Source organism: Pseudomonas sp. AKS31 (assembly GCF_023634765.1).
In the GTDB taxonomy this organism is placed as follows: Bacteria; Pseudomonadota; Gammaproteobacteria; order Pseudomonadales; family Pseudomonadaceae; genus Aquipseudomonas.
The window spans coordinates 120923-146719 of sequence record NZ_JAMLFX010000009.1; the positions used below are offsets into that span (position 1 = coordinate 120923).

20 protein-coding genes are annotated in these 25797 nt (G+C 59.0%); 6 read left to right on the plus strand and 14 right to left on the minus strand.

Going from position 1 to position 25797, the window contains the following annotated elements:
- Positions 1-23 precede the first annotated feature (23 nt).
- From M9827_RS21065 to M9827_RS21080, 4 genes are all read right to left on the minus strand, one after another.
- Positions 24-3317 carry a DEAD/DEAH box helicase gene (locus M9827_RS21065; RefSeq protein WP_250606984.1) on the minus strand — a complete coding sequence of 1098 codons (3294 nt, stop codon included), beginning with the start codon at positions 3315-3317 and terminating at the stop codon, positions 24-26.
- A 16-nt stretch (positions 3318-3333) separates the two neighbouring features.
- Entirely contained in the window at positions 3334-4071 is a 738-nt protein-coding gene (locus M9827_RS21070) for an S-methyl-5'-thioinosine phosphorylase (protein WP_250606986.1), read from the minus strand.
- A 10-nt stretch (positions 4072-4081) separates the two neighbouring features.
- A complete protein-coding gene (gene nagZ / locus M9827_RS21075; RefSeq protein ID WP_250606988.1) occupies positions 4082-5092 on the minus strand; it encodes a beta-N-acetylhexosaminidase in 1011 nt (336 codons plus the stop codon).
- Between the two features lie 158 nt (positions 5093-5250).
- Positions 5251-5958 carry a TetR/AcrR family transcriptional regulator gene (locus tag M9827_RS21080; protein ID WP_007910473.1) on the minus strand — a complete coding sequence of 236 codons (708 nt, stop codon included), beginning with the start codon at positions 5956-5958 and terminating at the stop codon, positions 5251-5253.
- A 229-nt stretch (positions 5959-6187) separates the two neighbouring features.
- On the opposite strand from M9827_RS21080, the gene lexA reads away from it, so the two are divergent.
- Both lexA and sulA read left to right on the plus strand, forming a co-directional pair.
- Positions 6188-6796 carry a transcriptional repressor LexA gene (gene lexA / locus M9827_RS21085; RefSeq protein ID WP_003226590.1) on the plus strand — a complete coding sequence of 203 codons (609 nt, stop codon included), beginning with the start codon at positions 6188-6190 and terminating at the stop codon, positions 6794-6796.
- A gap of 11 nt (positions 6797-6807) precedes the next feature.
- Entirely contained in the window at positions 6808-7281 is a 474-nt protein-coding gene (gene sulA, locus M9827_RS21090; protein ID WP_250606989.1) for an SOS-induced cell division inhibitor SulA, read from the plus strand.
- A 96-nt stretch (positions 7282-7377) separates the two neighbouring features.
- On the opposite strand, the gene M9827_RS21095 is transcribed toward sulA, so the two are convergent.
- The 7 genes from M9827_RS21095 to M9827_RS21125 form a co-directional block, all read right to left on the minus strand.
- Positions 7378-7611, minus strand: coding sequence for a hypothetical protein (locus tag M9827_RS21095; protein WP_003226592.1), 234 nt, complete (start codon positions 7609-7611; stop codon positions 7378-7380).
- Between the two features lie 106 nt (positions 7612-7717).
- Positions 7718-8242, minus strand: a complete 525-nt coding sequence (locus tag M9827_RS21100) for a DUF6586 family protein (RefSeq protein ID WP_250606990.1) — start codon at positions 8240-8242, stop codon at positions 7718-7720.
- Between the two features lie 143 nt (positions 8243-8385).
- Positions 8386-11016, minus strand: coding sequence for a type I DNA topoisomerase (gene topA, locus M9827_RS21105; RefSeq protein WP_250606991.1), 2631 nt, complete (start codon positions 11014-11016; stop codon positions 8386-8388).
- Between the two features lie 114 nt (positions 11017-11130).
- The gene (locus M9827_RS21110; protein ID WP_007910467.1) at positions 11131-11367 is read right to left on the minus strand and encodes a DUF1653 domain-containing protein; all 237 of its coding nucleotides are present in this window, start codon (positions 11365-11367) and stop codon (positions 11131-11133) included.
- A 99-nt stretch (positions 11368-11466) separates the two neighbouring features.
- The gene (fadA, locus tag M9827_RS21115; RefSeq protein WP_007910465.1) at positions 11467-12642 is read right to left on the minus strand and encodes an acetyl-CoA C-acyltransferase FadA; all 1176 of its coding nucleotides are present in this window, start codon (positions 12640-12642) and stop codon (positions 11467-11469) included.
- Between the two features lie 29 nt (positions 12643-12671).
- Positions 12672-14819, minus strand: coding sequence for a fatty acid oxidation complex subunit alpha FadB (gene fadB, locus M9827_RS21120; protein ID WP_250606992.1), 2148 nt, complete (start codon positions 14817-14819; stop codon positions 12672-12674).
- Between the two features lie 518 nt (positions 14820-15337).
- On the minus strand, positions 15338-15775 hold the full coding sequence (locus M9827_RS21125) for a hypothetical protein (RefSeq protein WP_250606993.1): 438 nt from the start codon (positions 15773-15775) through the stop codon (positions 15338-15340).
- Positions 15776-15878: 103 nt separating this feature from the next.
- Between M9827_RS21125 and M9827_RS21130 the strand changes: the two genes are divergently transcribed.
- Positions 15879-16316, plus strand: coding sequence for a universal stress protein (locus M9827_RS21130; protein WP_250606994.1), 438 nt, complete (start codon positions 15879-15881; stop codon positions 16314-16316).
- A gap of 70 nt (positions 16317-16386) precedes the next feature.
- Here M9827_RS21130 and M9827_RS21135 read toward each other — a convergent pair whose 3' ends face one another.
- On the minus strand, positions 16387-18309 hold the full coding sequence (locus M9827_RS21135; protein ID WP_250606995.1) for an ATP-binding cassette domain-containing protein: 1923 nt from the start codon (positions 18307-18309) through the stop codon (positions 16387-16389).
- Between the two features lie 214 nt (positions 18310-18523).
- Here M9827_RS21135 and M9827_RS21140 point away from each other — a divergent pair, with 214 nt between their 5' ends.
- Positions 18524-20452 (plus strand): transglycosylase SLT domain-containing protein, encoded by a 1929-nt coding sequence (locus M9827_RS21140; RefSeq protein WP_250606996.1) that lies wholly within the window; start codon positions 18524-18526, stop codon positions 20450-20452.
- Between the two features lie 137 nt (positions 20453-20589).
- On the opposite strand, the gene M9827_RS21145 is transcribed toward M9827_RS21140, so the two are convergent.
- Positions 20590-22368, minus strand: coding sequence for an ABC transporter transmembrane domain-containing protein (locus tag M9827_RS21145; protein ID WP_250606997.1), 1779 nt, complete (start codon positions 22366-22368; stop codon positions 20590-20592).
- Between the two features lie 256 nt (positions 22369-22624).
- Between M9827_RS21145 and M9827_RS21150 the strand changes: the two genes are divergently transcribed.
- Positions 22625-22804: a PA1571 family protein gene (locus M9827_RS21150; protein ID WP_250606998.1), complete on the plus strand. Its 180-nt coding sequence runs from the start codon at positions 22625-22627 to the stop codon at positions 22802-22804.
- A gap of 183 nt (positions 22805-22987) precedes the next feature.
- Here the strand turns inward: M9827_RS21150 and pdxB are convergent, their stop codons facing one another.
- A complete protein-coding gene (gene pdxB, locus M9827_RS21155) occupies positions 22988-24130 on the minus strand; it encodes a 4-phosphoerythronate dehydrogenase PdxB (protein WP_250606999.1) in 1143 nt (380 codons plus the stop codon).
- A 159-nt stretch (positions 24131-24289) separates the two neighbouring features.
- Here pdxB and M9827_RS21160 point away from each other — a divergent pair, with 159 nt between their 5' ends.
- Positions 24290-25699 carry an MATE family efflux transporter gene (locus tag M9827_RS21160; RefSeq protein ID WP_250607000.1) on the plus strand — a complete coding sequence of 470 codons (1410 nt, stop codon included), beginning with the start codon at positions 24290-24292 and terminating at the stop codon, positions 25697-25699.
- The last annotated feature ends 98 nt before the right edge of the window (positions 25700-25797 follow it).

The following is a 25797-nucleotide window of genomic DNA, read 5'->3' on the forward strand; positions in this document are numbered from 1 at the left end:
GATATTGCTCTATTACTTAGGGCTCAACCCTTGGCAACAGGCAACGGCGCAAACAGCGCCTCAATGTCACCCTGCTCCAGTTTCCAGCCACCCGTCGTCCCGCCTTCAAGCACCGCCCCGGCCAGCGCTGCTTTTTCCTGCTGCAGTGCCTGGATTTTTTCCTCTACCGTGCCACGAGCAATCAGCTTGTAAACGAACACCGGGTTGTTTTGCCCGATTCGATACGCACGATCGGTTGCCTGATTCTGCACTGCCGGGTTCCACCAAGGGTCGAAGTGGATCACCGTGTCCGCCGCAGTCAGATTCAAACCGGTTCCCCCAGCCTTCAGACTGATCAGAAACAGCGACACCTTGCCGCTCTGAAAGTCCTTTACCGGTGTGCGCCGGTCCGTGGTTTCACCGGTCAGCAGCGAATAGGTAACTTGACGTTGCTGCAGTTCTTGCTCGATCAAGGCCAGCATCGACGTGAACTGTGAGAACAGCAGAATCCGGCGACCCTCGCCCAGCAGTTCTTCAAGCATCTCCATCAAACTGAGCAGCTTGCCACTCCCCGAACGCAGCGCCTTCGCTGTCAGCGGCATATTGATCAGGCGCAGGTCGCAACAGACCTGTCGCAGTTTGAGCAAGGCATCAAGAATGATGATCTGGCTGCGCGCCACGCCACTGCGGGCAATCTCGTCGCGCACTTTTTTGTCCATCGCCACGCGAACCGTTTCATACACATCGCGCTGGCCGTCGCTGAGATCGACCCAATGCACAATTTCGGTTTTCGGCGGTAACTCGGTCGCGACCTGGTCCTTTTTGCGGCGCAGCAGAAACGGTTTTATCCGTGCCGTCAGATGCTGCATGCGCTCGGCATTGCCGTGTTTTTCGATGGGGGTGCGGTAATCACGATTGAAGGATTTGCTGTCACCCAGCCAACCGGGCATCAAGAAGTGAAACTGCGACCACAACTCGCCCAAGTGGTTTTCCATTGGCGTACCGCTCAAGCACAAGCGCTGACGGGCCTGCAAATCACACGCGGCTTGAGCAGCCTTGCTGATCGGATTCTTGATGTTCTGCGCTTCATCGAGAATCAGCACGCTCCACAGCTGCGGCTGCAGAACCTCAAGATCCCTCGGCAGCAAGGCGTAAGTGGTCAACACCAAATCGTATTCAGCAAAATTGTCGAAGTCTTTTTTCCGGCCCATACCGTGTAGCGCCAGCACTTTCAACTGCGGTGTGAAACGCTGCGCTTCGTCCAGCCAGTTGGGGATCAGGCTGGTAGGCATCACGGCCAGTGCCGGGCGATCAAGCCTCCCTGACTGCTTTTCCGTAAGAAGATGGGCGAGTGTTTGCAGAGTTTTACCCAGCCCCATGTCATCGCCAAGAATGCCGCCCACCTGAAGCTCGCGCAGGGTTTGCATCCAGTTCAGGCCTTCGAGCTGGTAGGGCCGCATCTGTGCGTTGAGTCCGATCGGCGCAGCGACTGGCGTATAGGTTGATTCACGCAGGCGTTTGGCAAAGTTGCGCAGGCGCTCGCCACCCTGCCAATCGAGGGCTACACCGTCAAGCAAATCAAGGCGTGCTGCATCGGGGGCACTCAAGCGCAACTTATTGCCCTGATGGTTACCCAGATACAACTCGCCAAGCGTGGCCATCAACGGTTTGATCCGACCGAAGGGCAGCGCGACTTTGCCACTGATGTTATTGCTCAAGCGTCCGGCACCCAGCTCGACCAACAGCAGTTCATCATCGTCGCGCTGAGCGAGTTTCGCAGGGTCGAGAAGTAGCGGCTGAGTGCGTAACAGATGCAAAAAAATCGGCAACAAGCTATGACGCACGCCGTTAACGACAATCCCTAATTGCAGATCAAACCACTGGCGCCCCGACTCTTCCTCAACCTCAGCGAACCAGTGTTCGACTGGCTCGACGTTGAAATGAAAGTTCTTGCTGACGTCAACCTGCCAGCCTGCCTCGCGCAGTACGGGAATCCCGTTTTGAGCAAATGCGAGCCACGCCGAATCATCGGGCAGATCAAATTTCTCCCCCGGATGATCAACACTGCTTTTGCGCGTCGCCTTTTTGAATCCGTGCTTCTGCAACTGCTGACGCAGCGCTTTCTCGGCGGTCGGCTGACGCTGAATTCGCAGGGTTTCAACGCCCGAAAGAACCATCACCTCCGGGTTGCGATCCTGCACAGGATGACCATCGTAGGTGAACAGTAAAGCGGCACGGTGCTCGGGTTCGTACTGCCAGCGCGTGTAGCGTTTGCCACTGTCGAGGGTCAGCTGCGCCTTGGGCAACACATTATCGACGATCCGCTCCGTGAGCTGGTGCGGCGGAGCCACTTGCGTTGCCGCACTCATCCGATGGCTGAACTGCATTGCCTGACGGGCGGGAATCTCCGGAGCCAACGCTAAATGACAGGCGAGTTTCTCATCAAACTCGTTGAACAGCGGGCCGATTTGCTGCCGTTGGCGATCCAGATAATGCAGCGGCTCCAACGCGAGAACGGTTTCCACCGGTGCTTCCTGGCTGCTCCAGTGCGGGCGAAAACTGCCGTTGGCTTGTTCGGCCCAGGCAAACTGCGCGCTTCTTCCTGGGCCCGCAGTCAGCGGCTCCAACGCTTCAAAATCCAGATACAGTCGCGACGTTCGCAACAGCATTTCAAGCAGCTCGGCGCCGCTGCTGCCGTCCAGCGGATAGCCGCTGTAATAGGCATGATGCGAGTGCATGGCCACCAGCAACCGGGCAATCCGCAGATCGAGCTCGGTCAGATAACCGGGCTGACGCATCAACATGTCGGATAGCGAGAACAGCGGTTTGACGTCGCGCAGCTCGCCACTCTTGAGCTGGTAGACCTTGAAGATTTCTACCAGCCACTTGCCGGTCAACGGCGTTGCTTTGAGTTTGTAAAAGAGCCGCGTACTGGCCGCTTGCGAGGTTTGATCAGCAGTCGGAGACGTCACAGGAATAGTGGAGAGCCAGTGCTCCAGTGTTCGACTCAGTTGAACAGGAGCGTCACTTTCAGGCGTTCTATCGGCGCGATCGAGCAAGTGATAGAGCACCGCAGCGCAGTGTTTGCAGTTGATCTCGACCGGGCAGGAGCAAAAGCAACGCAGACCGAATTGCTCCTGATGATCTTTGACCAGATAGATTTCCTGTAGATAGACGTAATTTTCAGATCCGGCGCAGGCCGCCTCAATCATCTCGTCATCGACTGAATGGATGTCTATCCGATCCTCCACGGCGTAATCGCGAGCCTTGGCCAAAGCATTACGGCTAAATGACTCAGTCCATGGCAGCGAACGAAGCTGATCGATGATGATCGTCATGGCTCTGATCAGTCCTTTAGTTCGCCAACACCCGCGTCAACGTCGATTTCACCTTACCCATCCCGTCATGCAGCGCCTGCTCGATTTCGGCCATGGTGATCACTTCGGTGGTCTTGCCCGCCGCCGCATTAACCACTAATGCCAGGCAGGCGTAATCCAGATCCAGCTCACGCGCCAGCGCCGCTTCCGGCATGCCGGTCATGCCAACGATGTCGCAGCCATCGCGCTCCAGACGCAAGATCTCGGCAACGGTTTCCAGACGCGGGCCCTGAGTGCAGGCATACACGCCTTGATCGCTGTACTCGCAACCTTCGGCAGCCACCGCCGCAATCAATTGCTGACGCAGCGGCTCGCTGTAGGGAAAGCTGAAGTCGATGTGGGTGACGTGCTCCAGATCGTCGGCGAAAAACGTGTGCTCACGCCCGCTGGTGTAATCGACGATCTGGTGCGGCACGCAAAAATGCCCGGTGCCCATGGCCGGATGAATACCGCCGACGGCATTTACCGCGATGATCGCTTCGGCACCGGCCTGTTTCAACGCCCACAGGTTGGCGCGGTAGTTGACCTTGTGCGGCGCAAAGCGATGCGGGTGGCCGTGACGGGCGAGGAACAGTACCTCCTTGCCGGCGTATTCGCCGATCTGCACCTCGGCCGATGGCGCGCCGTAGGGCGTGTCCACCGCCAGCGATTGGCGAATGGTCAAGCCATCAAGCTGAGTCAGTCCGGTGCCACCGATGATTGCGTAAACCGTCATAGCACTCTCCTCAATCGATCAGTTGAGCGTCTTTGAGCGCGCCGATAGCGGTGAGCCAGCGCGGATCCTGACGGTAATCAGTGCTGGCGAACGCCTGGCTGCGCATACGCGCGATGCGCGCGGACGGCTTGACCTTCATGCGTTGCGCGGCACTGAGGGCCAGCTCGGCGGCGGCGCGGTCGTTGCACACCAGGCCCATGTCGCAACCGGCAGTCAACGCCGCTTCGATACGACTGGCAGCATCACCGACCACGTGGGCGCCGGCCATCGACAGATCGTCGCTGAAGATCACGCCGTCGAACTGCAATTCGCCGCGCAGGATGTCCTGCAACCAGCGCCGCGAAAAGCCGGCAGGCTGCGAATCGACTTGCGGGTAGATAACGTGGGCTGGCATCACAGCGGCCAGTTGTTTGCTGAGTCTGGCGAAGGGCACGAGGTCATTGGCACGGATCTCGTCGAGGCTGCGCTCGTCATTCGGGATCGCCACGTGGGAATCGGCTTCGGCCCAGCCGTGGCCAGGAAAATGCTTGCCGGTGGCCGCCATCCCCGCGCTGTTCATGCCGCGAATGAACGCTCCGGCGAGCATGGCAGCGCGCTCGGGATCGCCTTCGAATGAACGGGTGCCGACCACAGCGCTGCGCTGGTAATCCAGATCCAGCACCGGGGCGAAACTCAGGTCGAGCCCGACCGCCAGCACTTCAGTGGCCATGATCCAGCCGCATTGCTCGGCGAGATATTCGGCGTTCGGGTTGTCGGCGATGGCACGCATGGCCGGCAGACGAACAAAACCTTGGCGCAGACGCTGTACACGCCCCCCTTCTTGATCCACCGCCAGCAGCAGGTCCGGGCGAATCGCGCGGATCGCCGCGCTGAGTTCACGCACCTGACGCGGGTGCTCGATGTTACGCGCGAAAATGATCAGGCCACCCACTTCGGGCTGACGCAACAATTGGCGATCTTCGGCCGTCAGCCAGGTACCGGCGACGTCCACCATCAACGAGCCTTGCAGGCCAGCAGTCATAGAGATTCCTTGAAAACGAAAAACCCGACCCACAGCAAATCGCTACCGTGAGCAATGCTCGGCAGGTCGGCAATTTCTATGGATTTCAGGTTCAGAGCGAGAGTCGGCATGGGCGGCTAGCTTAGCGGATACAAGCTGCCGCGCCCACCCGTGCGCGGTTAAACCTTGGCGGCGACCGGCGTTGATTTGCTGCGCGGACGCAACTGCGCGGTGGCCATGGCGGCGTCGGTGACACCGGTTTCGGCACGCATGCCCGCAGCGAGGAACGGCACCATCAGGCGCATCACTTGCTCGATGGAGGTGTTGACGCCGAAATCGGTCTCGGCGATCGCGCGCAACGCCTTGATGCCGGACATGCTGAACGCCGCGGCGCCGAGCATGAAGTGCACGCGCCAGAACAGCTCGATCGGCGGAATGCGTGGCGCGGCTTCGTTGACCAGCAGCATGTAGCGACGGAACACCTTGCCGTACATGTCTTCCAGATAACGGCGCAAGTGGCCCTGGCTCTGGCTGAACGCGAGGCCGAGCAGACGCATGAAGATCGACAGATCGTTGCCGCTGCGTGGCTGAACCACGAGGGCTTGCTCGACGAGAATTTCCAGCAGCTCTTCAAGCGTCGGCTTGTTTTCAGGCTTGGCCTGACGCCGCTCCAGCTCTTTATCGAGGCTGATGCAGAACGGCCCGAGGAAGCGCGAGAAAACCGCTTGAATCAGCGCTTTTTTCGAGCCGAAGTGATAGTTCACCGCTGCCAGGTTGACGCCAGCCTTGCTGGTGATCAAACGCAATGAGGTTTCAGCGAAACCTTTCTCCGCGAACAACTGCTCGGCAGCATCAAGAATGCGTTCAACGGTTTCCGACTGGGCCATGGCTACTCCGCCTGACAAACACTTGTTTGAAACATACGTTTCAGCCTGTGCCTTGTCAAGCCTGCCGGTTCGTTTTGGGAATGGTCGGTCAGCTATTTAACCACACAAGACCCATGCATTAATAAGTCGGCCTGTCGACCGTCCGGCGGCGTGCAAAAAAACGGGCATTGCCAAGGGCGCTTCACTGTATATAATCCCAGTCACTGTATAAAAAGACAGAGCGATCAATATGCTAAAGCTGACGCCACGCCAAGCCGAGATTCTGGCCTTTATCAAACGCTGCCTCGAAGACAACGGCTACCCGCCAACCCGTGCGGAAATCGCTCAGGAACTGGGCTTCAAGTCGCCAAACGCGGCTGAAGAGCATCTCAAGGCTCTGGCCCGAAAAGGTGCCATCGAGATGACCCCCGGCGCCTCTCGCGGCATTCGCATCCCTGGCTTCGAAGCCAAGGCTGACGATTCCACCCTGCCGATCATTGGCCGGGTCGCTGCCGGCGCGCCGATACTTGCCCAGCAGCACATCGAAGAGTCCTGCAACATCAATCCGGCCTTCTTTCATCCGCGCGCCGACTATCTGCTGCGGGTGCACGGCATGAGCATGAAGGACATCGGCATTTTCGACGGTGACCTCCTCGCCGTACACACCACCCGCGAAGCACGTAATGGCCAGGTCGTCGTTGCCCGCATCGGCGACGAAGTGACGGTCAAACGCTTCAAGCGTGAAGGCAGCAAGGTCTGGCTGATTGCCGAAAACCCCGAGTTCGCCCCTATCGAAGTCGACCTGAAAGATCAGGAACTGGTGATCGAAGGCTTGAGTGTCGGCGTCATCCGCCGCTAATTGGAGGCTTTATGCAGTTCCCACACACCCCCCAGCAAACACAACTGCCTTTATTCGAAGCGTTTCTGGCGCAACCGATGGCGCCGATCCTGAAAGACGTGGTCGAACGCCCCTGGAATGCCGAACCTGAAGTATTCAGTGAGCTGTCACTGCGTGGTGCTGCCGGGAACTGCCTGAACCTGCTCGCCCCGATTCTTCGTGAACTCAGTGACGATCAGGACGCGCGCTGGCTGACACTGATCGCACCACCAGCCAGCCTGACCCAAACCTGGCTGCGTGATGCCGGCCTGAACCGCGAGCGTATTCTGCTACTGCAACCACGGGGCGCCCAAAGCGCTCAACAACTGGCGTGCGAAGCGCTGCGCCTAGGTCGCAGTCACACTGTGGTGACCTGGCTCAACCCGTTAAACACCAACTCGCGGCAACAACTGATCAGCGCCGCACGCACGGGCGAGGCGCAGAGCCTGAATATTCGTTTGGGTTGATTTACGGGCAACAAGCGCTGTGTGAAGCGCAGGGCTTCTCCAGGGACAGAGAAGCCGATCTGAAGCAGTAACGTCAAACAATAAAAAGGCAGGGGATCAATGAAGAACCCGCGGCCCCTCTTCCTTATCAAACTCGCCTTCGACCATACGACCGGCCATCTGCACGCCGACGCTTAGCATCGCCTTGGCGATTTCCACATGCTGACCTTGCAGGAACGCCTTGGCATCCTCGGAGAAATCCAGCGTCACCAAAGAACCCTCGTCCTCAGCCCTGCGCAGCTCGATTCGGCCGTCTGGTAACTCGACAATTTCTAGAAAGGACGTTGGCATAAAGGTCTGTTCTCCACGAAAGGCAGGGATTATATAGACATCATTCAGGCTTCGCTCGGGATCTTGACCAGCAGCATGTTTCAGATTGCCACCGTGTCAATCGCACTCAGCACTCGTTCAAGCCTTCGCGAAAGCGAATCGCCAAGCCTTTCAGATTCTGCCGCCAGCTCTCCAGCTCGTCTCGACTCAACTCTTCGGGCGATTCTTCTTCATCCAGATTGATCGCCTGAATCAGCGGCTGAGTCACGTCTCCTTTGGGCTTGTGTGGCACCCGCGGCGGCTGAAACAGCGCCGAATGCGCGGCCAGCAGTTTTGCCAGCCAGGTTTCAGAGTTACCCGCCAGCTCGACCATCTCGGCCAACTCTGGAATCGCGATCGACTCCAGGACTTCGCGGGTCAACAGCAGCTCGGCGCGCGGTGCATTGGCCTGCGGCAGACGATAGAAACCAGCGATCTCATGACAGAGACCGAGCAAAGCGCCGTACAGGTGAAACAACGCCGATTCTCGACCAGCCTGAATCAACGCCAGAGAATTCATCGCCCGCCCTTCTTCAGCGCGAGCCAGGGCTTCGAGCGACAGGCCGGCGAAATAGATCTTCTGATTGGTACGGGTATAGAGTTCGTGAGCCATGACGGCGCTCTCCACAACGAAATAATTGCTTCACACAGGCCGGACAGTGTCGTGGATCCGTCGATCCTACCGCAAGCACAAAACAAAAAGGCCGCATGAAAACCCGTGGGTTGTCATGCGGCCTTTCAGTATCAGGCTAACGCTTATTCAGCTTTGGCCTTCGTACGCTTGTCTTCAACCGTCCACTTGCCACCGTCGTAGTAAGCCTTCCAACCGGTAGGCTTGCCGTCGACTTCGGTCTGTACGTATTGCTCCTTGGTCTTGCGGCTGTAGCGGATCACCGCCGGCAGACCATCAGGATCTTTCTGCGGCGCTTCGCACAGGAAGTGGTACTTCGGATCAATTTCGTCCTTGTGCGGCAGAATCTCGATCACCAGCGGAGCACGGGTCTCGCGGTTTTTCGGGAACTGACTCGCAGCCAGGAACAGACCGGACGCACCGTCACGCAGGATGTAGGTGTCGTTGACCTTTTCGCATTTCAGCTCAGGCATCTTCACCGGGTCCATCTTCGGCGGCGCCGCGTCACCGCTCTTCAGCAGTTTGCGAGTATTTTTGCACGTCGGGTTGGTGCAACCGAAGAACTTGCCGAAACGGCCGGTCTTGAGCTGCATCTCGCTGCCGCACTTGTCGCATTCCAGGCTCGGACCTTCGTAGCCCTTGATGCGATAGCTGCCTTCTTCGATTTCGTAGCCGGCGCAATCCGGGTTGTTACCGCAGATGTGCAGCTTGCGCTTCTCGTCCAGCAGATAAGCGTCCATCGCCGTGCTGCAGATCGGGCAGCGATGCTTGCCGCGCAGGACCAGCGATTCCGACTCACCCTCGTCGTCCGCTGCGATTTCGTCACCCGGCACCAGGTTGACCGTGGCCTTGCAGCGTTCTTTCGGCGGCAGGCTGTAGCCCGAGCAACCGAGGAACACACCGGTCGACGCGGTACGGATCTGCATTGGACGACCGCAAGTGGTGCACGGAATGTCGGTCATGACCGGCTGGTTGGCACGCATGCCGCTGTCCGGGTTTTCGGCCACTTCGAGTTTCTTTTTGAAGTCGCCGTAGAACTCGTCCAGCACATTTTTCCAGTCGCGCTCACCTTGCGCCACGTCATCGAGGTTCTCTTCCATGCCGGCTGTGAAGCCGTAGTCCATGAGGTTGGAGAAGCTTTCCGAGAGGCGCTCGGTGACGATGTCGCCCATCTTTTCCGAGTAGAAACGACGGTTGTGCAAGGTCACATAACCGCGATCCTGAATGGTCGAAATGATCGCGGCGTACGTTGAAGGACGACCGATGCCGCGTTTTTCCATTTCTTTAACCAGACTGGCTTCCGAGTAACGGGCCGGCGGTTTGGTGAAGTGCTGCGATGGATCGAGCTTGATCAGCTTCATCACGTCGCCCTGCGCCATATCGGGCAGAACGTCGTCGTCACCCGGCTTGGCAATCTGCGGCATGACGCGGGTGTAACCGTCAAACTTGAGGATACGGCCTTTGGCGCGCAGCTCGAAGTCACCAGCGCCGACGCTGACGGTAGTCGAGAGGTATTGCGCCGGCAGCATCTGGCAAGCGAGGAACTGGCGCCAGATCAGCTCGTAGAGACGCTCAGCATCACGTTCCATACCCGCCAGCTTGCTCGGAATGGTGTTGGCGTCGGACGGACGAATCGCTTCGTGAGCCTCTTGTGCGCCTTCCTTGCTGCTGTAGACGTTCGGCGTTTCCGGCAGGTACTTCTTGCCGAACTCGTCTTCGATGTAAGTACGCGCCATCGCCACGGCATCAGCCGAGAGGTTGGTCGAGTCGGTACGCATATAAGTGATGTAGCCGGCTTCGTACAGACGCTGGGCCATCATCATGGTTTTCTTCACGCCGAAGCCCAGGCGGTTACTCGCAGCCTGTTGCAGGGTGGACGTGATGAACGGAGCCGAAGGCTTGCTGCTGGTCGGCTTGTCTTCGCGCTTGACGATGCTGTAGCTGGAAGACTTGAGCTTCTCCAGCGCGGCCATGGCCTGGGCTTCGTTGAGCGGTTTGAAGGCTTCGCCTTTCTCGCGGGCCACTTCAAAACGCACCGTGGAGCCTTTGGTGGTGCCGAGATCGGCGTGCACTTCCCAATATTCTTCGGGGTTGAACGCACGGATTTCGCGCTCACGCTCAACGACCAGCTTCACGGCAACCGATTGCACACGACCGGCGGACAGGCCACGCGCGATCTTCGCCCACAACAGTGGCGAGACCATGTAGCCAACGACGCGGTCGAGGAAGCGACGCGCCTGTTGAGCGTTAACACGATCGATATCCAGCTCACCCGGCTCCGAGAAAGCTTCCTGAATCGCTTTCTTGGTAATTTCGTTGAACACCACGCGCTTGTAGCGGCTGTCGTCACCACCGATGGCTTCGCGCAGGTGCCAGGCAATGGCTTCCCCCTCGCGATCCAAGTCGGTTGCGAGATAGATGGTGTCAGCATCCTTGGCGAGCCGGCGCAGCTCTTCGATGACCTTCTCTTTACCCGGAAGGATCTCGTACTGGGCCTTCCAGCCATGATCGGGATCGACACCCATACGCGAAACGAGCTGCTTGCGCGCTTTCTCTTTCGGCGAGAGCACCGGACCTTCGCCCGCGGCAGCCTTGCCGCGCTTGGCGGCTGGCTCTTTGCTGGCGCTAGCCGAACCGCTGGTGGGCAGGTCTCGGATATGGCCGATACTCGACTTCACCACGTATTGGTTACCCAGATACTTGTTGATGGTCTTGGCCTTAGCCGGGGATTCCACAATGACCAGCGATTTGCCCATGGATCAGAAAATTCCTGAATTCTAGAAGTGAAAGGCGGTTGGCGCCTGACGCGGCACCGCTATATATAGTTGATACAAGGTGAGGTCAAGCACAGGGTTCTGTGCGCACTCGCCTCATGCCTTGGAAAAAAGGCTCGGTTCGGCTTGCACCAAAGCAAAGCGTGGCACCTGCTCGCCGTCAACCTCGACTGACTCGAGAAACATGCTCAGAGGGCGCACCCAAAAGCCGTAATCGCCATACAGGGCTTGGTAAAAGACCACTTCTTCTTCGGTCTCGGAATGCCGCGCAACACTGAATACGCGGTACTGCGGACCTTTGTAATGTTGGTAGAGCCCAGGTTGTATCGGCATGCTTCGGCCCTCACTCAAATTTTTTCAAAAATAAAAACAAAATAAATCCTCAAAAACAAAAACCGGGGCACTTGGCCCCGGCTTCCATCGACGAGACGCTTAAACGCGTTCGAAGACGGTGGAGATGCCTTGGCCGAGACCAATGCACATAGTGGCCACCCCGAAGGTGCCGCTATTCTGCTTCATCACGTTCAGCAAGGTGCCGGAAATACGGGCACCGGAGCAACCGAACGGGTGACCCAGGGCGATTGCACCGCCGTGCAGGTTAACCTTCTCGTTCATCTTGTCGAGCACTTTCAGATCTTTCAGCACTGGCAGGGCCTGTGCAGCGAAAGCTTCGTTGAGTTCGAAGAAGTCGATATCGTTGATGCCAAGGCCCGCACGCTTCAGGGCTTTTTGTGTTGCCGGAACTGGACCATAGCCCATGATCGCCGGATCCACACCCGCCACTGCCATCGAACGGATAACCGCCATTGGCTGGATACCCAGATCCTGTGCACGCTGCGCCGACATCACGATCATGCACGAAGCACCATCGGTGATCTGCGACGAAGTACCGGCAGTCACGGTGCCGCCCTTTGGATTGAAGGCAGGCTTGAGGGCCGCCAGACTTTCCAGGGTGGTTTCCGGACGAATGGTTTCGTCGTAGTCGAACAGTTTCAGGAAACCGTTCTCGTCGTAGCCCTGCATCGGGATGATTTCGTCTTTGAACTTGCCTTCCACGGTTGCCTTGTGGGCCAACTGGTGGGAACGCACGCCGAAAGCGTCCTGTTGTTCGCGAGTGATGCCGTGCATTTTGCCGAGCATTTCTGCGGTCAGGCCCATCATGCCCGAGGCTTTTGCCGCGTACAGCGACATGTGCGGGTTCGGATCGACACCGTGCATCATGCTCACGTGGCCCATATGCTCGACGCCGCCAACCACGAACACGTCACCGTTGCCGGTCATGATCGCTTGCGCAGCGGTGTGCAGCGCGCTCATCGACGAGCCGCACAGACGGCTGACGGTCTGACCGGCCGAGGTGTGCGGGATCTGGGTCATCAGCGACGCCATGCGCGCGATGTTCCAGCCCTGCTCCAGGGTCTGGTTGACGCAGCCCCAGATCACGTCCTCGACTTCTGCCGGATCGACCTTGGCGTTGCGTTCCAGCAATTTGCTGATCAGGTGCGCCGACATGTCTTCGGCGCGGGTGTTGCGGTGCATGCCGCCCTTGGAGCGGCCCATCGGAGTACGACCGAAGTCGACAATCACGACGTCTCTAGGATTCAAGCTCATAAGTTCACTCTCACTCTAGTTGGGGGCGCTTAACCGAAGAAGCTCTGGCCGTTTTTGGCCATTTCGCGCAGCTTCGCGGTCGGGTGGTACAGCGCGCCCAAATCAGCGTACTGGTCAGCCAGGGCAACGAACTCGGCAACACCGATCGAATCGATGTAGCGCAGCGCACCGCCACGGAATGGAGGGAAACCGATACCGTAGACCAGACCCATGTCGGCTTCGGCGGCGGTTTCAACGATGCCGTCTTCCAGGCAACGCACGGTTTCCAGGCACAGCGGGATCATCATCCAGTTGATGATGTCTTCGTCAGTGACTTCGCGCTGCTCGTAAACGATCGGCTTGAGCACTTCCAGCACCGATGGATCGGCAACTTTCTTCTGCTTGCCTTTCTTGTCGGCCTCGTAGGCGTAGAAGCCCTTGCCGTTCTTCTGGCCCAGGCGCTTGGCTTCGTACAGCACGTCGATGGCCGAACGACGGTCATCCTTCATGCGGTCCGGGAAACCTTCAGCCATGACGTCACGACCGTGGTGACCGGTGTCGATGCCGACCACGTCCATCAGGTAGGCCGGGCCCATCGGCCAGCCGAATTTTTCCATGACCTTATCGATACGGACAAAGTCCACACCGGCGCTGACCAGCTTGGCGAAACCGCCGAAGTACGGGAACAGTACACGGTTAACGAGGAAGCCCGGGCAGTCATTGACCACGATCGGGTTCTTGCCCATTTTCTTGGCGTAGGCAACGGTGGTGGCAACAGCCAGTTCGCTGGACTTCTCGCCACGGATCACTTCCACCAGCGGCATCATGTGCACCGGGTTGAAGAAGTGCATGCCGACGAAGTTTTCCGGACGCTTGAGGGCTTTCGCCAGCAGGCTGATGGAAATGGTAGAGGTGTTGGACGCGAGGATGGTGTCCTCTTTGACCTGAGCTTCAACTTCAGCCAGTACGGCTTGCTTGACCTTCGGGTTCTCGACCACAGCTTCGACCACCAGATCGACGTGACCGAAGTCGCCGTAGGACAGGGTTGGACGAATGGCGTTGAGCACTTCAGCCATTTTCGCAGCGGTCATGCGACCTTTATCAACGCGGCCAACCAGCAGTTTGGCGGCTTCGGCCAGACCCTGCTCGATACCGTGCTCGTTGATGTCCTTCATCAGGATCGGCGTACCTTTGGAAGCCGACTGATAGGCGATACCGCCACCCATGATGCCCGCGCCGAGTACAGCGGCCTGCTTCACGTCTTTGGCGATTTCGTCGTAGGCCTTGGCCTTTTTCTTCAGCTCCTGATCGTTCAGGAACAGACCGATCAAGCTCTGCGCGGCAGAGGTCTTTGCCAGTTTGACGAAACCGGCGGCTTCGACTTCCAGCGCTTTGTCACGACCGAAGTTCGCGGCTTTCTGGATGGTCTTGATCGCTTCAACCGGCGCCGGGTAGTTCGGGCCAGCTTGACCGGCGACAAAACCTTTGGCGGTTTCGAAAGCCATCATTTGCTCAATGGCGTTCAACTTGAGTTTTTCAAGTTTCGGCTGACGCTTGGCCTTGAAATCGAACTCGCCGGAGATGGCGCGCTTGATCAGCTCAAGGGCAGCTTCCTGCAGTTTCTCAGGAGCAACCACGGCATCGACGGCGCTGACTTTCAGAGCGTCTTCAGGGCGGTTTTCCTTGCCGGCGGCAATCCACTCGATGGCGTTGTCGACACCGATCAGACGCGGCAGACGCACGGTGCCGCCGAAGCCTGGGTAGATGCCCAGTTTGACTTCCGGCAGACCGATCTTGGCCTTGGTCGACATGACGCGATAGTCAGCCGCCAGGCACATTTCCAGACCGCCGCCCAGCGCGATGCCGTTGATGGCCGCTACGGTCGGAACGTTGAGGTCTTCGAAATCGCTGAAGATCTTGTTGGCTTCGAGATTGCCAGCAACCAGCTCGGCATCCGGCAGCTTGAAGTTGTCGACAAATTCGGTGATGTCGGCGCCGACGATGAACACGTCCTTGCCACTGCTGACGATCACGCCCTTGATCGAAGCATCTGCCTTGATGGTGTCTACGGCCTGACGCAGTTCGTTCAGGGTTAGACGGTTGAACTTGTTGACGGACTCACCCTTGAGGTCGAATTTCAATTCGACGATGCCACTTTCAAGAGCTTTAACCGTGATGGCTTTACCTTCGTAAATCATCAACTGATCTCCACGATATGGAAGCTGAACAGTACACGTCGGACGCAGGCGAATGGCTCGGCAGGACGCTTTTTCGTCGATGCTAACGCCAATCCACCCGGCACACCCGCCAACGCGATAGTCGGGATTCTGTAGGAGCAGTCTGTAAGACAAACGCTCAATTCATACGCCCGTTTGATTTGGGTACGTCACCTTCACGGAATTTCCGACAATTGTCAATCGCCCAAAATACGGGTTGAAATGCGACTTTGCGGTCATTTCTGTAAGACGAAGACCCGCAACACGCGTCTGCATGTGAAGCCATTCATAGAATCAATAGTTAGAAAAGTCGCCCTAATTCGCGGCGGCCCTTGTTTAAAGGGCTACGCTGGGTGGACTACGGAGAGATATGCTGACCCTGTCAGCATCAAAAAGAAGTTTCCGGCCTGCCTGGCCACCCCGCCCGACGAATCATGTCGGGCTTTTTATTGCGCGTCTGCCGGACGTTCCCCACCGTTGCAGTGGGAAAAGTCCGCGCCTCACGCCAGTGCTTTCAGAGTGGCGTCAATGTCCTGCAAAACCGAGGCTTCGCCCTTCTCGCCCCAATACAAGGCGATCATCTGTTTGTCTGCCTCGACTTTGAAAACGTTGCCCGGCAACTTTTCGAAATGATTGAGCAGCGCACGGTCCTCACAGACTTCCTGCCACTGATTGACCCACACACCCGGTGTTTTCTGCCAGTAAGTCCAGCACGCAGGCTCTTTGCCCCGGCGCGGCCGATGATACTGCGCACACGGATTGGGCGGCTCCTGCGCCAGCCAGTGCGGCCATTCCTGAGGCGCCAGTTGCATGGCCAGCCCCATGCGTCGAGCTTCCATGCGCAGGGCGATGCGACCGCTTTGCGCGCGCGATGGGCGCAACCACGCCAGCGGACTTAAAACCACCAGCAGGATTGACACCACTAACCAGACCGTCATATCTCTATTCCCAATTCTTGATGAGCGCATTCTGTCACTTTGGAACCAATGCGCCTGAAACCAGCCATACTTAACAATATTGAAACCTCACGAGGAGCACCTCATGCCCTACCACCACATCCTGGTCGCCGTAGACCTGACCGAAGAGTGCGACCCTGTGATTCACCGCGCCCGAGAGCTGTCGGTGAGCAATGGCGCCAAGCTATCGCTGGTGCACATCGTTGAGCCGATGGCCATGGCGTTCGGCGGTGACGTGCCAATGGATCTGTCACAACTGCAACAACAGCAGTTTGATCAGGCCAAGGAGCGACTTGAGCGCTTGAAAGCCAAATATGCAGAACTTGAAGGTGCCAACTGCCACCTGACCTATGGCCAGCCACGCCAGGAAATTCATCATTTCGCCAAGGAAAACACGTGCGATCTGATCGTGGTCGGCAGCCATGGCCGTCATGGTCTGGCACTGTTGCTCGGCTCGACCGCCAACGACGTACTCCACGGTGCACCATGCGATGTATTGGCGGTACACCTGGTCAAACGCTGATCCTCCGGCAGCTCCTGCAAAAAGCCCGGCCTCACGCAAATGAGGCCGGGCTTTTTTGTTACCGGATCAATCAGGCATCCAGCTCGGCCCAACGCTCCACCAGCGCATCCAGCTCAGCCTGCAACTGCTCCAGCGAAGCAATCACCTTGGCCGTTTCTGCCGGCGGTCGCTGATAGAAACCGCCTTCAGCCATTTCGGCTTCTACCGCAGCGATCTGCTGTTCCTTGGCGTCGATATCGCCCGGCAACGCTTCCAGCTCACGCTGCAGCTTGTAACTCAGCTTTTTCCTGGCCGCCGGGGCTGCAGCGGCAGGCGCAGCAACCACAGCAGGCTCAGCGGTGACTACCGCCGAATTCAGGTCAGCCTTGCCCGATTTGCTTTCAGTCACGCCCAACAGGCGCGGCGAGCCGCCCTGACGGATCCAGTCCTGATAGCCGCCGACGTATTCACGCACCTTGCCTTCACCTTCGAAGACCAGGGTGCTGGTGACCACGTTGTCGAGGAATGCCCGGTCGTGACTGACCATCAGCACGGTGCCGTTGAAGGTCAGCAGCACTTCTTCGAGCAGCTCGAGGGTTTCCACGTCGAGGTCGTTGGTCGGTTCGTCGAGGACCAGCAGGTTCGCCGGCTTGCTGAACAGCTTGGCCAGCAACAGACGCGCCCGCTCACCACCCGACAGCGCCTTGACCGGCGTACGAGCACGCTGCGGGCTGAACAGGAAGTCGCCGAGGTAACTCAGCACGTGACGGCTCTGACCATCGATATCGATGAAATCGCGACCTTCGGCGACGTTGTCGATCACGGTCTTTTCCAGATCCAGCTGATGGCGCAACTGGTCGAAGTACGCCACGTCGATCCGCGTGCCCTCTTCCACTTTGCCGCTGGTCGGTTGCAGACCGCTGAGCATCAGTTTCAGCAGGGTGGTCTTGCCGGTACCGTTGGCGCCAAGCAGGCCGATACGGTCGCCTCGCTGCAGGACCATCGAGAAGTCCTTGATCAGGAACGGCCCGCCCGGATGCGCAAAGCTGACATTTTCGAGGACCATCACCTGCTTGCCGGACTTGTCAGCGGTTTCCAGCTGAATGTTGGCCTTGCCGGTGCGCTCGCGACGCTCGCTGCGCTCAACGCGCAGGGCTTTCAGGGCGCGGACGCGGCCCTCGTTACGGGTACGACGTGCCTTGATGCCCTGGCGGATCCACACTTCTTCCTGGGCCAGACGCTTGTCGAACAGCGCGTTGGCGGTCTCTTCAGCGGCCAGCGCGGCTTCTTTGTGCACAAGGAAACTGGCGTAGTCGCCGTTCCAGTCGATCAGGCCGCCGCGATCCAGCTCAAGGATGCGCGTGGCCAGGTTTTGCAGGAAAGAACGGTCGTGCGTGATGAACAGCACGGCGCCCTGGAAATCTTTCAGGGCTTCTTCGAGCCAGGCAATTGCACCGATGTCCAGGTGGTTGGTCGGTTCGTCGAGCAGCAGCAGATCCGGCTCTGACACCAGCGCCTGCGCCAGCAGGACGCGACGACGCCAGCCGCCGGACAGTTCGGCGAGGGTCTTGTCTGCCGGCAGTTGCAGACGGCTCAGAGTGCTGTCGACGAGGGTCTGCAAGCGCCAGCCGTCACGGGCTTCGAGGTCGTGCTGAACGTGCATCAGCTTGTCCAGATCGGCATCGGTGACGATGTTCTGGCTCAGGTGATGGTATTCGGCGAGCAAGGCACCGACGCCGTCGAGGCCTTCAGCCACCACGTCGAACACGGTCCGCTCGTCGGCCACCGGCAGTTCTTGCGGCAATTCGCCGATTTTCAGACCGGGGGCACGCCACACCGAGCCGTCATCGGGCTTCTGGTCGCCCTTGACCAGTTTCATCATGCTGGACTTGCCAGTGCCGTTGCGGCCGATGATGCACACCCGCTCACCACGGGCGATCTGCCAGGACACCTTGTCCAACAACGGCATAGCGCCGAACGCAAGGGACACATCGCTGAATTTGAGCAGGGTCATGAGCTTCTCCAAAAACCGGGCGCGCATTCTACCTGAGTTAGGGCTTCAACAGGCCGGCAATTTGTCTGTCGAAGCACTCTGCACAACATTTGTTGCGAACTTGTGCTGCGAGGCCCGCAAAGCTTTCGCCGCTTGCTGGCAAAAGGCTAAGCTACAGACAATTCAGTGCTGATTGATGTCGGCACTTGTCATGATTTCTCTGCCCGGATGTCTCATGCGCAGTCGCCTTTTCAGTGTCTTGTCCTGTTTGCTACTTACCGCCGCTGCCGCTCAATCCGCCCAGGCGGTGGACCTGTCCACCCAACGCCAGTATTACGATGAAGCCAAGCGCGCCCTGGCCAAAGGCGATACCGGCCCGTATTTCCGTTACAGCCAGGCCTTGGCCGATTACCCGCTGGAACCGTACCTGGCCTACGACGAACTCACCGCGCGGCTGAAAACCGCGAGCAACGCGGAAATCGAGAAGTTCCTCGCCGAACACGGTGACCTGCCCCAGGCCAACTGGATGAAACTGCGCTGGTTGCGTTGGCTCGCCGACCGTGGCGACTGGGCAACCTTCGTCAAATATTACGACCCGAAACTCAACTTCACCGAACTGGATTGCCTCAATGCGCAATACCAGATCACTCACGGAAAGAAAGCCGAGGGTTACGCCAACGCCGACAAGCTCTGGCTAACCGGAAAATCGCAACCTGCGGCATGTGACGCGCTGTTCGGCATCTGGGCCGCCGACGGCCAGCTCACCGAACAGAAACGCTGGGAGCGCACCAAGCTCGCCGCCCAGGCACGCAACTATCCACTGGCCAACAGTCTGGTCAACGGCCTGACCACCCTCGCCCCGCGCGGCCGTTTACTGGTGGATGTGGCACAGAAACCGGAGCTGCTCAATCAGCCTTCGCGCTTCTCCCCGGCCGATGAGCCGATGGCCGATGTGGTCAGCCTCGGCTTGCGCCGACTGGCCCGTCAGGATCCGGACAAGGCCATGGCGTTGCTCGACGGTTATGCCAGCAGCATGCATTTCTCCCGCGATGAAAAAGTCGCGATTGCCCGGGAAATCGGTCTGACCCTCGCTCGCCGTTTCGACAGCCGCGCGCTGGACGTGATGACCAAATACGACCCGGAGTTGCGCGACAACACCGTCTCGGAATGGCGTTTGCGCCTATTGCTGCGCCTCGCTCGCTGGGACGACGCATACGAACTGACCAAGCGTCTCCCGCAAGACCTGGCCACCACCAACCGCTGGCGCTACTGGCAGGCGCGTAGCCTTGAACTGGCCCAGCCGCAGAACCCGCAAGCGCAAACCCTGTACAAAAACCTCGCCCGCGAGCGCGATTTCTACGGTTTCCTCGCCGCCGATCGCTCGCAATCGCCTTACTCGCTGAACAACAAGCCATTGATGCTGAGCCAAGCGCTGATCAACAAAGTGCGCAACACGCCGGGCGTGCGCCGCGCGCTGGAATTCCATGCCCGTGGGCAGATCGTCGACGGTCGCCGCGAGTGGTATCACGTCAGCCGCCATTTCAATCGCGATGAAATGGTTGCCCAGGCCAAACTCGCTTACGACCTGAAATGGTACTTCCCGGCCATTCGCACCATCAGTCAGGCGCAGTACTGGGACGATCTGGATATCCGCTTCCCGATGGCCCATCGCGATACGCTCGTGCGTGAAGCCAAGGTGCGTGGCCTGCATTCGAGCTGGGTGTTTGCCATTACTCGCCAGGAAAGTGCCTTCATGGACGACGCCCGCTCCGGCGTCGGCGCCAGTGGCCTGATGCAATTGATGCCCGGCACCGCCAAGGAAACCGCACGCAAGTTCAGCATCCCGTTGGCTTCACCGCAGCAGGTGCTCGATCCGGACAAGAACATCCAGCTCGGCGCCGCTTACCTGAGCCAGGTGCACAGCCAGTTCAACGGCAACCGCGTTCTCGCCTCCGCCGCCTACAACGCCGGCCCGGGACGCGTGCGTCAATGGCTGCGTGGCGCCGATCACCTGAGCTTCGACGTCTGGGTGGAAAGCATCCCCTTCGACGAAACCCGTCAGTACGTGCAGAACGTGCTGTCGTACTCGGTGATCTACGGCCAGAAGCTCAACTCGCCACAGCCGCTGGTGGATTGGCATGAGCGGTATTTTGATGATCAGTAACCGGTAACGCCGGTTAAGTAGGAGCTGCCGAAGGTTCGGGCCGCGTTCGGACGATCTTTTGATTCTGATTCAAACAAAAATGCCCGCATTTTCATGCGGGCATTTTTACATCAAAAGATCGCAGCCTCCGGCAGCTCCTACACAGCCACCGCGTGACCATCATTGAACTGCAACGCCGCCAACCGCGCATACAGCGGATTGCTGGCAATCAGTTCCTGATGGGTACCAATGGCCACAAGCTTGCCCTGATCCATCACCGCAATCCGGTCAGCGTTTTTCACCGTGGCCAGTCGATGCGCGATCACCAGCGTGGTACGGTTCTGCATCAGGCTCGGCAGCGCTTCCTGAATCAGATGCTCACTCTGCGCATCAAGGGCACTGGTGGCTTCGTCCAGCAGCAGGATCGGCGCGTCGACCAGCAACGCCCGGGCGATCGCCAGACGTTGACGCTGACCACCGGAAAGACCGAGACCACCGTCGCCGAGATGGGTCTGGTAACCGTTGGGCATTTTTTCGATGAAGTCGTGGGCGTGAGCAATTTTTGCCGCGTCCTTGACTTGCGCAAGCGTCGCCCCCGGATTGCCGTAACGAATGTTCTCTTCAACACTGCCGAAAAACAGCGCCGGCGATTGTGATACCAGAGCAAAGTGACGACGCAGGTCCAGCGGATCGAGGCTGGTCAGCGGCACACCATCGATGAGGATCTGTCCTTCCAGCGGGTCATAAAAGCGCAACAGCAAGTCATACACCGTGGACTTGCCGGCGCCGGACGGCCCCACCAGCGCCAGCGTCTCGCCGGCGCGAATGGTCAGATTCAAGCCATTGACCGCGTAGTTTTCAGGACGCGAAGGGTAGGAAAAACGCACGTCTTGCAATTGCAATTCACCCCGCACGCGCTCCGGCAAGGTCACCAGCCCGGTGACCGGCGGCTGGATGATATTTTCCGAGCCCAACAATTCAGCGATGCGCTCGGCGGCCCCGGCCGCGCGCTGCAGTTCGCCAATCACTTCGCTCAAGGTGCCAATGGCACTGCCGACGATCAGGCTGTAAAAGACAAACGCCGCCAGTTCGCCCCCGGTGATGCGCCCGGCGATCACGTCCATGCCACCGACCCACAACATCACTGCCACCGCGCCGAGCACCAGCACGATCACCAGGGTGATCATCCATGAGCGCTGAAAGATGCGTTTGCGTGCGGTGTCGAACGCGTCTTCGACCGTTGTCGCAAAACGGCGCTCATCCTGGACCTGGTGGTTGTAGGCCTGCACGGTTTTGATCTGGCCGAGGGTTTCCGACACGTAGCTACCGATATCGGCGACCCGATCCTGGCTCAGCCGTGACAGATTGCGCACGCGCCGGCCGAAAATCAGGATCGGCGCGACCACGAACGGCAAGGCAATCACCACGATGCTGGTGAGTTTGGCATTGGTGACAAACAGCAGGATGACACCGCCAATCACCATCAACAGGTTGCGCAGGAACATCGACAGCGACGAGCCGATCACCGATTGCAGCAGCGTCGTGTCGGCGGTCAGCCGCGACTGGATCTCCGAGCTGCGGTTGTTCTCATAGAAGCCGGGATGCAGATAAACCAGATGGTTGAACACCTCACGGCGGATGTCGGCCACGCAGCGCTCGCCGATCCACGACACCCAGTAGAACCGGGCAAACGTACCGACCGCCAGCCCCAGCACCATCAGCATGAAGATGCCGATGCTCTGGTTGAGCTGATGCGGCGACTGAGTCATGAAGCCCCGGTCGACCAACAGCTTGATCCCCTGCCCCATCGACAACGTGACGGCGGCGGTGACGATCAACGCCAGCAGCGCAGCGATCACTTGCCAGCGGTAAGGGGCCAGAAATCGACTGGTCAGACGCAGCGCGCGACGGTGTCGTGAAGAAAGCTTCGGGGTCATTCAGGTACACATCCGTGTTGATGAAAGGGCTAGCGTAAACCTTCTTTGGGGTGGAACTCTGTAAATCACAATGAGTCAGGTTAAATATGCCCCCAAAGACTAGGCCATAGTTGCTATCGGTCTAACGTCAAGGTTGAGACGAACGGTCATTTCTGTTGGACTGGAATGGCCGCTCATGACGGATCGAAAGGCGCTGTCACAGCCTGGTCACGTGGCGGTTTTAATCTGGGTAAACAACCTGATGAGGAGACAGGCCATGTCCTTGCAACACCGCAGCGAAGACAAGATTGAAGTGATCCGCACCAAGCCCGGCCAACCTCTGGGTTGCTCGATTATCGATAAGGATGGGCGTGAAGTACCGATCACTGAAGACATGATCCAGGACGCGTGCCGCGAGCTGGACAAGCGATTGGTCAAGCCTGCCGAACAAAAGTGATATAGCCACCGTCTTCCTGACCCGGCCCCTTTGGCCGGGTTTTTTCTGCCTAAACAATTAAAATTCGTGTTGAAACAATCGCTGGCAAGCCAGCTCCCACAAAATTTTCGTCGTACTCAAAACTTGAGTACACCCGAGAAACCTGTGGGAGCTGGCTTGCCAGCGATGAATCCATCTCGGTCTCTAAACAGCCACCGCCCCGAGTGCAGCCACAATCTGCCGCAACGCCGGCGACTCCCCTTCAATCCGCACCTTCAACCCTTCAATCTCGCGCCGCACCGGATACTGCTTGCGCAACACATCGAACGCCGCGCGCTGCTCACCGACATTACCTACAAGGCTGCGGCGAAAATCCGCATCATCACGGCGCGGGTCGTACACGCCACGGCACAACATCGCCAGCGCCCAGGCCGGATCGCTGTCGCCATGCAAGGTCACTTGCGACAACCACGGCGCTGGTAGCAGCTCACTGAGTTGAATGCTTGATGGCTGGCCGATGAATGCGCAGTAAGCCTGATAAATCTGCGCCGTTCCGCGCTGTTTACCGTCAAGGCTGTAACCGGCAATGTGCGGGGTGGCCAGCACGCAGAGTTCGGCCAGTGCCACGTCAACCTCGGGCTCGGCCTCCCAGACATCGAGAACGGCCTGCAGGTCTTCACGCTCCAGCAGCACTTCGCGCAGCGCGGCGTTATCCACCACCGGACCACGCGCCGCGTTGATCAGCCATGCACCAGGCTTGAGTTGCTGCAAACGCTGCTGATCGAACAGATGCCAGGTCGCACCAGCGCCGCTGCGTGTCAGCGGTGTGTGCAAACTGATCACGTCACATTGCTCGATGATTTGCTCGAGGCTCACGTAATCGCCGCCCTCGGCAGCCTGACACGGCGGATCGCAGACTTTGACGTTCCAGCCCAACCCTTTCAGAACCTCGATCAGGCGCCCCCCCACCTCACCGGCGCCGACGACACCGTAGGTCCGCTGAGTGAGATCGACACCTTCGATTTCGGCGAGGGTCATCAGGCTGCCCAACACATAATCGACCACGCCCCGGGCATTGCAGCCGGGGGCACTCGACCAGGTGATGCCGGCCTCATTGAAGTAGTCGAGATCCAGATGATCGGTGCCGATCGTGCAGGTACCGACAAAGCGCACCTTGCTGCCCTCAAGCAACGCGTGGTTGACGTTGGTCACCGAACGCACGAGTAATACATCGGCCTGCTCGACCGTCGCACGGTCGATGGAACGGCCCGACACCCGGCGGATCTCGCCGAAACCGGCAAAAAAGGCATCGAGCAGCGGGATATTTTCGTCGGCAACAATCAGCATGGCGGGCTCCTTTGGCGGATCGGCAGTTTAGGTGCAGATCGGTCGCCGGGCCAGCAAGCTTTGCGCTTACAAATCCGCAACAGAGGATTTTTCCTGACCAAGGCGTCAGCGGCGTAGAATGCGGCGCCTTGCGCATCAACACCTGTGGACGTTTTGCCCGTGAATTCTGTAACTGATCAACCTGTCGCCGTCTCCCTCACCCGCCCCGCGCGGATTCGCCTGGAGTTCAAGAACCTGCTCGCTTTGGCGTTGCCGATCATCATCGCGCAACTGGCGACCACGGCCATGGGCTTCGTCGATGCGGTGATGGCTGGTCGCGTCGGGCCAAAGGATCTGGCAGCCGTGGCACTGGGCAACTCGATCTGGGTGCCGGTGTTTCTGCTGATGACCGGCACCCTGCTGGCAACTACGCCGAAAGTCGCCCAGCGTTTTGGCGCCGGGACCCACAGTGAGATCGGCCCGCTCGTACGGCAGGCGCTGTGGCTGGCACTGGTGGTCGGACTGATCGCGACGGCAATGCTGATGGCCGCCGAACCGGTGCTGCACCTGATGAAAGTCGATCCCGAGCTGATCGGCCCATGCATGCAGTACCTGCACGGTATCGCCAGCGGTCTGCCGGCGGTGGCGTTCTATCACGTGCTGCGCTGCACCAGTGACGGCATCGGCCGTACCCGCCCGGCCATGGTGCTGGGCCTGTGCGGTCTGGCGCTGAACATACCGCTGAACTACATCTTCATCTATGGCCACTTCGGTGTGCCGGCGATGGGCGGCGTTGGCTGCGGATGGGCCACGGCCATCGTGATGTGGGTGATGGCACTGGGGCTGGCCGGTTATGAACGCTGGGCGCCAGCGTATCGTTCGAGTGAAATCTTCAGCCGCTTCGATTGGCCGCAATGGGCGGTGATCAAGCGTCTGTTGGCGATTGGTCTGCCAATCGGCATCGCCGTGTTTGCCGAGTCGAGCATTTTTGCCGTGATCGCCCTGCTGATCGGCAGCCTTGGCGCCACCGTAGTGGCCGGGCACCAGATTGCGCTCAACGTCAGCTCGCTGGTGTTCATGATTCCCTACTCGCTGGGCATGGCCGTTACCGTACGCGTCGGTCAGGCACTGGGCCGTGAAGAACCGCGCGAGGCACGATTTGCTGCGGGCGTCGGCATGGGCACCGCGCTGGCCTACGCCTGCCTGTCGGCGAGCATGATGCTGATGCTGCGTGAGCCGATTGCGGCGATCTACACCGCTGACCCGACGGTGATTCACATCGCGGCGATGCTGATTGTGTACTCGGCGCTGTTCCAGTTTTCCGACGCGATTCAGGTAACCGCTGCCGGCGCACTGCGCGGTTATCAGGACACGCGGGTGACCATGATCCTGACCCTGTTCGCCTACTGGGGCATTGGTTTGCCGGTGGGTTATGCCCTCGGCCTGACTGACTGGCTCGGTGAACCACGTGGCCCGAGCGGCTTGTGGCAGGGGCTGATCGTTGGCCTGAGCTGTGCGGCACTGATGCTGTCGATCCGACTGACGCGCAGTGCGCGCAAGCGTATTCGGATCAGTCGCTCGGCGGGTTGAGCCTTTACGCAAGACAAAAAAATGTGGGAGCGAGCCTGCTCGCGAATGCGGTGAATCAGTCGCCACAATAGTGACTGAGATACCGCATTCGCGAGCAG